General features: G+C 43.2%; 10 protein-coding genes. 4 read left to right on the forward strand and 6 right to left on the reverse strand.

Translation table 11 applies throughout. The features are described 5' to 3' along the window. Positions 1-99: 99 nt before the first annotated feature. Positions 100-1,005, reverse strand: coding sequence for a hydrogen peroxide-inducible genes activator (locus tag OCV44_RS11645; RefSeq protein WP_017090958.1), 906 nt, complete (start codon positions 1,003-1,005; stop codon positions 100-102). Between the two features lie 209 nt (positions 1,006-1,214). On the opposite strand from OCV44_RS11645, the gene OCV44_RS11650 reads away from it, so the two are divergent. Then, the gene (locus OCV44_RS11650; protein ID WP_009848275.1) at positions 1,215-1,823 is read left to right on the forward strand and encodes a peroxiredoxin C; all 609 of its coding nucleotides are present in this window, start codon (positions 1,215-1,217) and stop codon (positions 1,821-1,823) included. Between the two features lie 319 nt (positions 1,824-2,142). Beyond that, a complete protein-coding gene (locus tag OCV44_RS11655; protein ID WP_139684144.1) occupies positions 2,143-2,886 on the forward strand; it encodes a copper homeostasis protein CutC in 744 nt (247 codons plus the stop codon). Positions 2,887-3,030: 144 nt separating this feature from the next. On the opposite strand, the gene OCV44_RS11660 is transcribed toward OCV44_RS11655, so the two are convergent. The 5 genes from OCV44_RS11660 to OCV44_RS11680 form a co-directional block, all read right to left on the reverse strand. Further along, complete coding sequence (locus OCV44_RS11660; protein WP_139684145.1) at positions 3,031-3,726, reverse strand: VV20781 family protein; 696 nt, start codon at positions 3,724-3,726, stop codon at positions 3,031-3,033. Between the two features lie 500 nt (positions 3,727-4,226). Continuing rightward, complete coding sequence (gene phoU, locus OCV44_RS11665; RefSeq protein WP_004735072.1) at positions 4,227-4,925, reverse strand: phosphate signaling complex protein PhoU; 699 nt, start codon at positions 4,923-4,925, stop codon at positions 4,227-4,229. 75 nt (positions 4,926-5,000) lie between these two features. Next, positions 5,001-5,819: a phosphate ABC transporter ATP-binding protein PstB gene (gene pstB, locus OCV44_RS11670; protein WP_004735071.1), complete on the reverse strand. Its 819-nt coding sequence runs from the start codon at positions 5,817-5,819 to the stop codon at positions 5,001-5,003. Beyond that, positions 5,820-7,529: a phosphate ABC transporter permease PstA gene (gene pstA, locus OCV44_RS11675; RefSeq protein ID WP_139684156.1), complete on the reverse strand. Its 1,710-nt coding sequence runs from the start codon at positions 7,527-7,529 to the stop codon at positions 5,820-5,822. It lies immediately after the preceding gene. Positions 7,530-7,640: 111 nt separating this feature from the next. Continuing rightward, positions 7,641-9,857 (reverse strand): ABC transporter permease subunit, encoded by a 2,217-nt coding sequence (locus tag OCV44_RS11680; RefSeq protein ID WP_139684146.1) that lies wholly within the window; start codon positions 9,855-9,857, stop codon positions 7,641-7,643. A 200-nt stretch (positions 9,858-10,057) separates the two neighbouring features. Between OCV44_RS11680 and ppk1 the strand changes: the two genes are divergently transcribed. Together ppk1 and ppx are read left to right on the forward strand one after the other, a co-directional pair. Next, a complete protein-coding gene (gene ppk1 / locus OCV44_RS11685; protein ID WP_139684147.1) occupies positions 10,058-12,154 on the forward strand; it encodes a polyphosphate kinase 1 in 2,097 nt (698 codons plus the stop codon). Next, positions 12,145-13,656 (forward strand): exopolyphosphatase, encoded by a 1,512-nt coding sequence (gene ppx, locus OCV44_RS11690; RefSeq protein WP_139684148.1) that lies wholly within the window; start codon positions 12,145-12,147, stop codon positions 13,654-13,656. Before ppk1 ends, ppx begins: the two co-directional genes overlap by 10 nt. Positions 13,657-13,680: the final 24 nt, after the last annotated feature.

Here is a 13,680-nt window from a genome sequence, read left to right on the forward strand (position 1 = left end):
TAAGCTTCTAACGCCACTATTTGTGGCGTTTTTCTTCTCAAATGAACAAATAAAAAGAGCAGCCAAATAACTGCTCTTTTTATTTTATTGCTCAGCTTTTTAAAGCAATTCCGAAACTACATCCGCTAGTTGATGAAATGTTTCGCGACGTGAAGAACTTGGTCGCCAAACAAGGCCTATATCTCGGTATGCTTGCTGGCCTGGTGGGTCGATTACCACTAAGTTCTGATTCTCTAGCAAGCCGTGATCTATCGCCATCTGCGGAATAAAGGTAGTACCAAGGCCATTCGCCACCATTTGCACTAATGTATGTAGGCTTGTCGCGGTGAACGGGTTGATCTTCTCTTTGTCTGTTAACTTACAAGCCGATACCGCGTGCTCTGTTAAACAGTGTTCATTTTCTAGTAGAAATACAGATTCGTCTGGCAGGTCATCGTATTTAATCGGAACACGAATACCGTCAGCTTGGTTGCGACTGATCACCATTCTGAAAGGATCTTGCCCAACAACTTTGCTCTCCATGTTATCGATGTCAACAGGCAGGGCCAGAATCAGCACATCTAATTCACCATGACGCAGTGCAGCCAATAAGTTAGTCGTCGTGTCTTCACGTAACAGTAAGTTCAATTGTGGAAAACGATGGTTGGCTTCTTGGACCAAATCACACAAAAGGAATGGCGCAATGGTAGGAATACACCCTACTCGCAACTGCCCTTGCATCGCATCCCCGTTACATAGATTTCCAAGCTCGACAAGGTCTTGCCCTTTCGCCAATAGCTCTCGACCATGCTTAACCACCAGCTCTCCAGCTTGAGTAAAAACTAAGGGACTCTTTTTATCTTTCTTTTCATAGAGAGGACAACCAATCAACTCTTCGAGGTTTTGAATGCCTTTACTTAGTGTGGATTGACTTACGAAACAGCGATCCGCCGCATCGCTAAAGTGACGAGTTTCGTGAAGGGTCACGAGATAGTGAAGTTGCTTAAGACTTGGCCATTTATTCATGAAATTACTTTGTAATATGAGTAGGATAAGTTACGTAAAGGTCAGCAGACCTAAGGACTGGGCAAAGATTAAGCTCATCGCTTTTTTCGATTAACTTAATCTATTTAATTCGCTTTTTTCTATAGTACCGATTGTACTATAGTTTGTCCCGTAGAAACGGAGCCCAAACAAAGATGTGTTGGGCCAACTAATTTTTTAGGAGATTCCAAATGGTACTAGTAGGTCGTCAAGCCCCTGACTTTACTGCAGCAGCTGTTCTAGGTAACGGTGAGATTGTTGATAACTTCAACTTCGCAGAATTCACTAAAGGTAAGAAAGCTGTAGTTTTCTTCTACCCACTAGACTTCACTTTCGTTTGTCCTTCAGAGCTAATCGCTTTCGACAACCGTCTAGAAGATTTCCAAGCTAAAGGCGTTGAAGTAATCGGTGTTTCTATCGATTCACAATTCTCTCACAACGCATGGCGTAACACTGCTATCGCTGATGGCGGTATCGGTCAAGTTAAATACCCTCTAATTGCTGACGTTAAGCACGAGATCTGCAAAGCATACGATGTTGAGCACCCAGAAGCAGGTGTTGCTTTCCGTGGTTCTTTCCTAATCGATGCTGACGGCCTTGTACGTCACCAAGTAGTTAACGATCTTCCACTAGGTCGTAACATCGACGAAATGCTACGCATGGTAGACGCACTAAACTTCCACGAGAAGAACGGTGAAGTTTGTCCTGCACAATGGGAAGAAGGTAAATCAGGTATGGACGCATCTCCACAAGGTGTTGCAGCATTCCTATCTGAGCACGCTGACGACCTAAGCAAGTAATTACCTCTTAAGCCCGAACTCAACGCGGGTTAATGGTTGGAAGACTCTCTACAAAGAGAAATAAAGCATAAGCTAATAGCGCAAAGCGCACCGCCAATCAGTTAAGAAGTAAAGTCCTATTAAAAGCCTGAAGTTAACGCTTCGGGCTTTTTTCATATCTATCCAACGACCATTCACTTGCCCTAAATCGCCTCTGCAAAATTTAATTGAGGCAGTTACATAAACAAACTTTACCCCTATTTTCCTCTGCTACCACCTATTCATATCCGTATCTAGGTTGTTATGATTTCATCCGTATCTTTTTGAACGGATAAACACGATGAACACCGAAATTGAAGTCTGTATCGATAACTTAGAATCTCTACATAACGCACTATCTGGTGGCGCGAATCGAATTGAGCTTTGCTCTTCATTGGCACTTGGCGGGCTAACTCCAAGCTTCGGAATGATGAAGCAAGCAGCAAAGATTTCGTCAGTTCCTGTCTATGCGATGATCAGACCGAGACAAGGCGACTTCATTTTCGATTATGACGATATACTCTGTATGCTCGAAGATATTGAAGCTTGTGCGAATGCGGGGTTGAATGGCGTCGTTCTAGGGGTACTCACACCTGATGGTGAGATTGATATGCCGGCAATGCAAACGCTCGTGACCAAGGCTCACCAACTCAAACTAGCAATCACCTTCCACCGTGCAATCGACCAACTTCGGGATTATAAAGTAGCGCTAGAGCAGATTATTGAGCTTGGTTGTGAGCGTGTTTTAACGTCAGGACTGGCAAGTAATGCCGAGCTAGGAAAAGATATTATCCAAGACATGGTCAAACGAACCCAAGGTCGATTAGATATTATGGCTGGAGCAGGCGTAACCGCTAATAATGGTTACGAAATTCTAAAGCAGACTAAGGTTCAGGCTCTTCACTTATCAGCAAAATCGACAAGGCCAAGTCTAATGACACAAGCATCCCAGGCTCAGATGGGACACGGCGACGTGGATGATTACTTAATCCCAGTCACGAGTAGTCAAAAGATTAAAGAACTGAGAGCGACCCTCGATAAATAGGTAGACTCCTAGAGTGGACTAAACACTGATGTTACGCCTCTAGTAAAAACCAGAAACTCAGTATATTCATTGTTTAAAGTCCACTGTGGGTGACAACCCACCGCTTTCTCTGAATAAGTTCAGCTAAAAATGATAGATTGAATTCTAGTCTTCTGGACGCCAGCTCAGTGCGCTCGCGATAGTACCGATAACTAGTGTGTCTTTTTCAGCGTCACTAAGTTCAGGTAACATCTGTAGCGTTATCATTCCGTTTGTCTGTGCAGCCGCCACTTCTTTAGAAGCCTTTTTAAAGCTATATCCTAGTGGTTTCTCCACCGACATTAAAAGGTCTTTACTTGAATGAACAGTTTCTACGTCGTATTTATTCGACCCGACTCGGATGTAGCCAGCTTCTTTCTTTTCCAAGCTAACGCTGATCATCCCAGATTGAGGCTCTAAAACGAACTCTCCTACCTTCTCATTCTTTTGAGATACAGAACAGCGGTAAGGTTTATTGCCACCAAAATCAACCCCCATATAGTTCACAGAAGTACCACCGCCAGAACAAACTAAGCTCCATACCTGATTATTATCGTTTCTTGTAATCTCAGCAGCAAGCTCACCTTCTTTAAATGAGACCGTCTCAAACCAGGTTGAACCTGATGAATTTCGACTGTATTTACCTTGATACATCCCAGCAAGATCAAACGTTCCTTCTTGCCCTAATCCCCAAAAATCACCATCGGTTTTAACAATGAGTTCAGGCTGCTGATTAACCGCATCTGATTTGTCCATGATAGCAACGCTACCACATGCAGTTAACGTTAAAAGAGGAGTCACAACCAAAAGAAACTTCTTCATACTGATATCTACCTAGTAAATGAGTGTAAGTGATAAATTCAGCAATAGGATAAATCAAAAGACCTATAGGAATATAGCGCTCTCCCGTCGCGCACTTCGAACTTAAAGGCTCCTTGTTCATGTAAGTAAAAAAAAGTCATTACAGAACATAAGGTTAGTTAACGTGTGGTAATCAAGCTAATTTTGTAAGATTACGTAAGACTGGCCGCTAAGATTTTTAAGAATAACGATAGATATTAAGCGTACATTATCACTAAAGTTATTAGTGTAAATTAACAAATTCTGCCAACGCCCAATTAATATTCACCGTTATCCAGTTATTTATCGGGGTTCGCACATGGTTTAGCCTAGGAGGTATCCACGTTTACCAAGCAACATCAGTGCTTGGATTACGTGCTGGTGTTGATATGAATATCTTTGATCACAATAAAACCTTTGTGCCTTACGACACAACGGTCAATTTCAATCTTGGTGCCATTATTAGCTTTTAAAAGCTCTACCTACTTCAGTGCGTCATCAAGGCTTTGATCGCCTAGGTGGCGTACATCTTTACCCTTCACGAAATAGATGATGTATTCACAAATATTCTGACAACGATCTCCCACTCGCTCAATCGCGCGAGCTGACCACATCACTTGTAGGATGTTGGGGATATTCTTAGGATCTTCCATCATGTAGGTCATCAACTGACGAATGACGGCTTCATATTCCGCATCAAGCTTATCATCAAGTTTATGTACTTCTGCCGCCGCATCTACATCCATACGGGCAAACGCATCCAAAACCTGATGCAGCATAGTAATCGCTTGTCGACACAGAGGCTCTAAAGAGACGTGGAATTTCTGCTCTTTGGTTGAAGGGATCTCGATAGCACCTTGCGCTATTTTAGAGGCAACATCGCCAATTCGTTCAAGATCAGTAATGGTTTTGATGATCGCCATAATCAAACGTAGATCTTTTGCTGTCGGCTGACGCTTAGCAATAATACGAGTACATGCTTCATCGATTGAAACTTCCATCGCATTCACTTTGTGGTCATCACGAATCACTTTCTTGGCCAGTTCCGCGTCATCTTTATGCAGAGCTTGCATTGCAAACGAAAGTTGCTGCTCCACTAACCCGCCCATGGTCAATACATGAGTACGGATCGATTCTAATTCGACATTAAACTGTCCTGAGATGTGGCGACCAAAATGCATGTCAGCTCCTTAAAAGAAATGAATAAAGTCGTTTATTTCAGAGTGACTTAGCTCTAGATGGCACGAACTAAAACGTTAGCCATATCTACCAGTAATGTAGTCTTCCGTTTGATTTTTCAATGGCGAAGTAAATATAGAATCAGTATCTGAGTACTCGATCAACTTACCCATATGGATAAAAGCAGTATGGTCACTCACACGCGCCGCTTGTTGCATGTTATGAGTAACAATAACCACGGTGTATTGTGTTTTTAGCTCGTTAATCAACTCTTCAATCGTCAATGTCGAAATCGGATCGAGTGCCGACGTCGGCTCATCTAATAAAAGCACTTCAGGTTCGATAGCAACCGCACGAGCGATAACCAAACGCTGCTGTTGACCACCCGATAAACCAAAGGCGTTCTCATGCAAACGGTCTTTCACTTCATCCCATAACGCAGCTGCACGCAAAGAGCGCTCAACCGCATCATCCAGATCTCGGCTGTTGCTCACGCCTTGTAGCCTCAAACCATAAACCACATTCTCATAGATAGATTTAGGGAAAGGGTTCGGACGTTGAAACACCATGCCGACACGGCGTCGCAAGGTCGCGACATCCACCTTAGGGTGATAGACGTTCTTGCCATGAAGCTTCACTTTCCCGGAAACCTTGCAGCCTTCAACAAGATCGTTCATGCGATTAATGCAGCGCAGAAGAGTCGACTTACCGCACCCTGATGGACCGATAAAAGCCGTCACCTGCCCCTTCGGGATCTGCATTGAAATATCATCGAGTGCCTGGCTCTCTTTATAATAAAGATTCAGCCCTTCAATCGAGATAGCGATCTGCTCATCCTTCAGGTTGTGAACATCAAGTGGTGCTTGGTAACCCAAGGTTTCATTAATCGAGAACATCTAATCTTGTCCTAAGGTTCGGTATTTTTCACGCAAGTTATTACGGATATTGATGGCGGTTAAATTCAATCCAACAATCACAGTAACCAGTAAAAATGAAGTCGCATACACTAAAGGTCGTGCCGCTTCGATATTAGAGGTTTGAAAACCAACATCATAGATATGAAAGCCTAAATGCATGAACTTTCTGTCTAAATGCAGGTATGGGAACTGACCATCCACAGGCAAGCTTGATGCGAGTTTCACCACACCCACCAGCATAAGTGGGGCAACCTCCCCCGCAGCTCTCGCGATTGCCAAAATCAAACCGGTGATAATCGCAGGGCTTGCCATCGGTAAAACAATGCGCCAAAGCGTCTCAAATTGAGTAGCACCAAGCGCTAATGAACCGTGCCTCACGGAGCTAGGGATACGCGTTAAGCCCTCTTCCGTTGTTACAATAACAACGGGTAATGTTAATACCGCTAAGGTCAGAGCAGACCATAATAGGCCCGGCGTACCAAATGTGGGAGCGGGTAATCGCTCTGCATAAAACAAGGAATCGATTGAGCCACCGATGGTATACACAAAGAACCCCAAGCCGAATACGCCATACACAATCGACGGAACACCCGCTAAGTTAATTACGGCAATACGGATCAAACGTGTTAGTGCGTTGTTTTTTGCGTATTCATGAAGATATATCGCAGCAACCACACCAAGAGGCATCACGACAATCGACATGAGAATAACCAACAGTACCGTGCCGAAAATCGCAGGAAACACGCCGCCTTCAGAGTTTGAGTCTCGTGGATTCTCCGATAAGAACTTCCAAACCTGTTTGCCCCAATGCCCAACCTTTTCAAGATAAGACATATTATTCGGGTACCAATAATCCAAAATATGACTGAGCGAAATTTCAACCTGCTCTCCTGTCATATCTTCCACCAACAAGCTTTCGACATTGAGCTGTGTTCTAAGATGCTCAAGCTTTACTTCGGCTTCAGCTAACTGGCGATTTAATTCCAGTTTAGTTTGAGTATAGGTTTTAAGGTATTCATCACTCACTGACTCATTGAGTTCAAGCTTACGCTTTTCTAAACGCAAGTTTTCCAATTGCCAGCTGATATTACGGATTTCTTGGTTCACAACACGTGACGTTTCTTTACGTAACGTATCAGCGAACGCTAAGCCTTGTTCGAGCTTTTGGTCTATGTTCGAATCGAATGTACCAGAAGCGGTTTTAAACCCCACTGGCTTACCAAAGAAATAACCACCTCGACTTCGTTCAATCACAATCCAATCAAGCGGCGTTGTTGGTTCACGTAAGTTAACATCCAGAATGGAAACAAAATCCGCTGGGTACAGTTCTCTGTTCGCAACTTTGATACTTAAGCGCTGAATTAGCCCGGTCGACAGATTTTTAGGTGACAAAAGATCATGAGCTTGTGGCACTTGCTCTATCGGGATGTATTTGCGTTCATACAACTGCCCAATCAATACATCTTGCTTTGATACCGTTTCATCAAGGTCAACAACTAACGATAAGTCTTTGGAGTCGACTTGCCATTGATACAAAGGAGCAGGCCAAAAATAGGTTAAGCCCTTCCAGCCAATCAACAGCATTAGGCCAAGAACAGAAAGCATACTGATGCTCACTGCCCCGCCCGTAAGCCATATCCAGGGAGAGCCTGATTTAACCCAAGACAATAATGACTTCAGTTTATTCATCATGGCCGACCTTGCTCTTGACGAGCTGAAACCAAGAAACAGTCAAGTTCGCGAGATACGCTAGCCAAATCACTAAAAGCCATTGATATACATTGAGGGAGACCTTTATAACTACAACGCACGATATTTATCTCTCAGTCTTTGTCTAACCCACTCTGCGACTGAGTTCACCGCGAACGTAAAAATAAACAGTAAGAGTGCCGCTAAGAACAACAAGCGGAAGTGAGAACCACCCACCTCGGATTCTGGTAACTCGACAGCGATCGTTGCAGATAACGTCCTCATCCCTTCCAAAATATTCCAGTCAAGAATTGGTGTGTTACCTGTAGCCATCAAGACGATCATGGTTTCGCCAACCGCTCGCCCTAGCCCCATCATGATTGCAGAAAAGATACCTGGGCTAGCCGTCAATAACACAACATAAATAAGGGTCTGCCAAGCTGTTGCACCTAGCGCTAATGAACCATCAGATAAATGTTTAGGCACAGAGAAAATAGCATCTTCTGCGATAGTAAAAATAGTTGGGATGACAGCGAAACCCATAGCAAAACCGACCACCAGCGCATTACGCTGGTCAAAGTCGATGCCATAACTAGCCAAGAAAGTACGAATATCACCACCAAACAACAAGGCTTCCATACCATTTTCACCAGCAAAAACGGCCATTACAGTAATCACCAATACTGGGATCAATATCAGAGCATGCCAACCATTAGTAAAACGGCTTGTCACCATCTTTGGCAAACAAAACCAAACAAGCCCAGTCAGTAGCGTGCTCAGTGGTAATAGCACCATTAGTGAGAAGACGGCAGTTAAATGCGTTTCAACAATGGGAGCAAACCAAAGCCCGGCTAAGAATCCTATAATAACGGTCGGAAGCGCTTCCATCAGCTCAATCGAAGGCTTAACCACTCTTCGCATACGTGGGGACATGAAGTATGCGGTGTAAATGGCTCCGAGCACAGCAACCGGCACGGCAAACATCATCGCAAACAGAGCGGCTTTGATGGTACCAAACGTGATAGGGACTAAACTGAATTTTTCTTCAAAGTCATCGTTCGCCGACGTTGATTGCCAAACGTATTGTGGCTCAGGATAGCTTTCGTACCAGACTTTTTGCCAAAGTGATGAGAATGATATTTGCGGGTATTCATTATCGACTTTAGCCACACTGATGGTGTCATCAATCAGCGTCGCCAGATGCAGTTCATTGGCAGACATAGCCGCTAATTGTGGTGATTTATTAAAGGCTCGTTCAAACAACGACAGCTTTTCACTGGTCGTATAGTGGCTTTGTAATGTGCCATTCTTATAAAAGCTGTAGAAACCTTTTCGGTAAGTATCAGGTAAAATAAATTGCACTTCTTCAGCGAGCTGGAAGTCTCGAATATGAGTCAGACTACGCTGTTCATCTTTGAGTACATCAAACCATTGGGAAACTTGTCCGTCCTCATGCGTAACCAACAACGAGTATGCGCCAGACAATAAATCGATGCTTTTAACGGAATGCTTCGCATCATTTAAGCTAAGATCGATCACTTCACGAACATCAAAACCGTTATCTGATAGCTTCAAAACAACCAAATCCGACTGTGCTCGGAGATACAAAGTCTGCCCATCAGGTGTGACGATCAATTGCTGCTGCAAACCCAACTTATCCGAAAGCCATTGGCTCTTCTGAAAAACATACTGATCCGTAACATCACTTTGGTACCACTTCACTAAGACTCGTTGGTCACTTAGTTGAGCGGCCACCGTGATACCACGCTTACTCTTAGAGAACGCGAATTTGTCGATTGTCGTCCCGTTTGATGATTCATCACTTAAAAATGGTTCAGGGAGATCGATTTGCTTAATTTTAGGTTCGGCTTCACTGCCCTTTTGCAGCACAGGCGCACTATACTCAGGATAGAAAAAAGTAAGGTTGCTTGCGCTATCGGCAAAGGCAAACCAGTTTTCAGATGGGGTATTTCGAGAAAAAGCGATGGGGTTAGCTAAAACATTACGCTCAAAGTAAGAATGTGTATTTTGAGACTCTAAATCCCAAAACTGAACCAAACCGGATTTTTCGATAGTAAACGCATGCTGACCGTATTCATCTACGGATAAGGCGATAGGCTTTTCTATGGCTACGGTCTTCACGGCTTGGTCAGTATCTAAACCAGTATCAGAAAATACCGGTAAAATGACCATCGCCAAGTAAACAAAGATCAGCACTAGAGCAGCTAGAACACTGACCGCGCCACATGTCACCGAAAAACGAACGAGACGATCTTTCAACCATCTTTTTTTGTCGCGCTCTTTCAATGAAAATTGGGCTGAAGCCATCTGTTTATCTACCTTTTTTTAGCTACTGACATAATATGTACGTTAGATGACAATTATATTACAAGTTACGTTAAACAACTGAAACTAATAACAAGTTTGTTGACCATATTTCTTAAAGTAAGATCATAGATTTTGTGAATTTTGTCATTCTAAATTAAAGTAATCATCTCTATAGACAGCACTCAAGGATTATCATTTCGATGGAAAAAGACTATGTCACAAAAGAACTTAGCTGGTTATCCTTCAATGAAAGAGTGCTCCAAGAAGCGGCCGACAAATCAGTACCCTTAATCGAAAGAGTTCGTTTTTTAGGTATTTACTCGAAAAACCTCGATGAGTTTTACAAAGTCCGATTTGCTGATGTGAAACGAAAGATCTTACTTCAAGATCCACAACAGCCAGCCAGCCCGCAAAAAACCTTACTGACTCAAATGCAGAGTAAAGCAAGTAAGCTCGATACTCGATTCCATGAACTATATAGCGACCTATTATTGGAACTGGCACGTAATCGAATTTTTCTGGTCAACGAACAGCAAATCACTGATGAGCAGCATGAATGGGTCAAAAAGTACTTTAAGAAAAAAGTATTGCCACACTTAACTCCGTACCTTTTGAACGAAGAGAATCAATTACTCAATATTCTGAAAGACGAGCAAAGTTACTTGGCCATCGACATCGAGCGTGAGGCTTCTTCTCAATACGTATTACTCGAAATTCCATCAGACGCACTCCCTCGGTTTGTTAAGTTACCCGATACATCAGGTTCACAGCGTACTACTTTGATCTTGTTAGATAATATAGTCCGGTTTTGTTTAGATGACTTGCTTAAAGGGTTCTTTGAGTATGATTCATTACGTTGTTTCGCGATAAAAATGACTCGCGACGCCGATTATGACCTTCAAAAGAACAATGAAAATAGTCTATTAGAATTGATGTCTCTAGGTTTAGAACAGCGCTTAACCGCATTGCCGATACGCCTCATCTATGAGTCAGAAATGCCTGCTGACATGCTCAACTTCTTACAAGTCCGACTTAAGCTATCTGATTATGACAGTGTTATCGCAGGAGGTCGCTACCATAACTTCAAGCATTTCTGTGAGTTTCCAAGCCTTAACCGACGTGATTTAGTTAATCGCCCGTTACCCGCGATTAAGTGTGCGCATTTCAGCCACTACCCAAACTATTTCGAAGCGATAAAAGCTCGTGACATCTTATTGCATTACCCCTATCACACTTTTAATCACATCACCGAACTCGTGAGGCAGGCTTCTTTTGATCCCAAGGTAACCTCCATAAAAATAAACGTTTACCGTGTCGCAGAAGGCTCAAAGCTCCTCAGTTCGATCATTGATGCTGCACACAATGGAAAAAAGGTCACCGTGGTTATCGAGCTGCAAGCGCGCTTTGATGAACAAGCCAATATTCAATGGACCAAGAAACTTCAAGAAGCCGGTATAAAAGTCATCCATGGCATCCCAAGTTTAAAAATCCACTCCAAGCTACTGCTCATCAAACGAAGAGAAGACAAGCATACTGTGCATTATACCCATATCGGCACTGGCAACTTTCATGAAGTTACAGCGCGGGTGTATACCGATTTTTCTCTGCTCACTGCGAATGAAGATTTGACCCAAGAGGTGAGACAAGTCTTTAAGTATATTGAAAACCCTTATCAAAAATCACAGTTCAAGCAACTTATTGTGTCACCAAAAAATACAAGAAAACGCCTGTATCAACTGATAGATAATGAAATACAAAACGCGATGGAGAGCAAGCCTGCAAGCATCACTCTCAAACTCAACAATTTGGTCGACCGAGAGATCATAGAGAAGCTCTATCAAGCCAGCCAAGCCAATGTAAAAGTGAGAATGGTCATTCGTGGTATGTGCTCTCTTGTCCCAGGCATACCCAACATCAGTGAGCAGATTGAAATTGTTAGTGTGGTCGATCGTTTTCTCGAACACCCAAGAGTGATGATCTTTGGTAACGCCGGAAATCCAAAAGTCTATATATCCTCAGCTGACTGGATGACACGAAACTTCGATCATCGGATCGAAGTTTCCACCCCAATTTTAGATCCAAAGATCAAGCAAACCATTATCGATATCACCGAGTTTCATTTCGATGACATCAACAAAGCTCGAGTGCTAGACCAATCGATGAGCAACCCTTACATACAAGCTCCAACAAACCCACTCGATTACCCGACGTCACAACTCTCCACTTACCACTATATTAAACGTATGGAGAAACTTGCTCGCAAGAAGTACAAACAAGAGAAGAAATCATGCCGCTAATGGATAACAAACATTCTCGATGTATTGCCGCTATCGATTTAGGTTCGAACAGCTTTCATATGGTAGTTGCCCGAGTATTCGATCAACACCTGCAATTAGTCAGCAGACACAAACAGAAAGTAAGATTGGGCGACGGGTTGGATGAGTATAACTTCTTATCCAAAAGCGCTATCGAGCGAGGCTTGGAGTGCCTCAAGGTATTCGCTGAACGACTAGCGGATTTTGAACTTGATGATGTCAGAGTTGTTGCGACTCATACTCTAAGAAAGGCCAAAAACGCTAAAGACTTCCTAGAGCAAGCCAAACCACTTTTCCCTTTTCCAATAGAGATCATCTCAGGTCAAGAAGAAGCTCGAATTATCTATAACGGCGTAGAGCACACTCAGGCTGCTTCCGAGTCCAAATTGGTTATTGATATCGGCGGAGGGAGTACTGAATTAGTCGCAGGAGAAGGCTTTACCCCCAAGGTTATGCGTAGCTTGCCTATGGGGTGTGTCAGCTTCACTCAACGTTTCTTTGCTGACGCGGGGCTAAGTTCACAACACTTCTCCGATGCTTATGCCGCTGCTACTCACCTGTTAGCTCCATTAATTGAAGAATACAAACAAATCTCTTGGGAAGTTGCTTTTGGCTCATCAGGGACGGCTAAATCAATAAAAGAGGTACTCATTGGCTTAGGGTTCACCGATGGTCTCATTACGCCGCAACGCCTATCCTATTTGAAGAACCACTTATGCGAGTTTCCATCATCCAAAGCGTTGAATCTTTCAGGTTTAAGCGATGAGAGAAAGCCGGTGTTTGCTGCTGGCGTCACCATTCTTTCAGCAACCATGGATATGCTAAACATCAAAGAGTTACACTTCTCCAATGGTGCCCTAAGAGAAGGTGTTCTTTATGACATGGAGGATAGATTTAAAGATATTGATGTTCGAATAAGAACCGCCGAAACACTCGTCTCTCGATACCATGTTGACGTAGCTCATGGCCAGAAAGTGAAAGTACTCGCTATTGCATTGCTGAAACAAGCGCAACCTCAGGTGACAACTGAACTAAATAATGAACTTTATGATCTACTTGGGTGGGCTGCATTACTTCATGAAGTAGGGCAAAGCATCGCATTCCAAGGCTATCACCGCCATTCGGCTTATCTGCTTAAGCACACGACAATGCCCGGTTTCAATACTGAGCAACAACGTCTTATCTCGACATTGGTTCGCCACCAAAGAAAAGCGATTAAGCTTAGTGACTTACCAGATCTTACGCTATTCAATACAGGGCAGATAGCGTTGTTAATTCGAATACTGAGGATTGCAATCCTGCTCAATCGACAGCGAAGCCAATCGCCAATACCGAATGTAAAATTAACCATTAAGCAAAATGAGAATTGGTACTTAGAAGGAGACGCAATCGACTGGTTAGCAAAAAACCAACTGATTGCCTATGAACTCAAAGATGAACAACAACGTTGGCAAGACGCTGGATGGTCGTTGAAACTTGAATGATGCGCCGACAAAATAAAAACAGCC

This window comes from Vibrio tasmaniensis, from assembly GCF_024347635.1.
Lineage (GTDB): Bacteria > Pseudomonadota > Gammaproteobacteria > Enterobacterales > Vibrionaceae > Vibrio > Vibrio tasmaniensis.

Coding starts and splice junctions, on each gene's coding strand:
- OCV44_RS11645 (WP_017090958.1), bottom strand. CDS start 1,005: ATGAATAAATGGCCAAGTCTTAAGCAACTTCACTATCTCGTGACCCTT.
- OCV44_RS11650 (WP_009848275.1), top strand. CDS start 1,215: ATGGTACTAGTAGGTCGTCAAGCCCCTGACTTTACTGCAGCAGCTGTT.
- OCV44_RS11655 (WP_139684144.1), top strand. CDS start 2,143: ATGAACACCGAAATTGAAGTCTGTATCGATAACTTAGAATCTCTACAT.
- OCV44_RS11660 (WP_139684145.1), bottom strand. CDS start 3,726: ATGAAGAAGTTTCTTTTGGTTGTGACTCCTCTTTTAACGTTAACTGCA.
- phoU (WP_004735072.1), bottom strand. CDS start 4,925: ATGCATTTTGGTCGCCACATCTCAGGACAGTTTAATGTCGAATTAGAA.
- pstB (WP_004735071.1), bottom strand. CDS start 5,819: ATGTTCTCGATTAATGAAACCTTGGGTTACCAAGCACCACTTGATGTT.
- pstA (WP_139684156.1), bottom strand. CDS start 7,529: ATGAATAAACTGAAGTCATTATTGTCTTGGGTTAAATCAGGCTCTCCC.
- OCV44_RS11680 (WP_139684146.1), bottom strand. CDS start 9,857: ATGGCTTCAGCCCAATTTTCATTGAAAGAGCGCGACAAAAAAAGATGG.
- ppk1 (WP_139684147.1), top strand. CDS start 10,058: ATGGAAAAAGACTATGTCACAAAAGAACTTAGCTGGTTATCCTTCAAT.
- ppx (WP_139684148.1), top strand. CDS start 12,145: ATGCCGCTAATGGATAACAAACATTCTCGATGTATTGCCGCTATCGAT.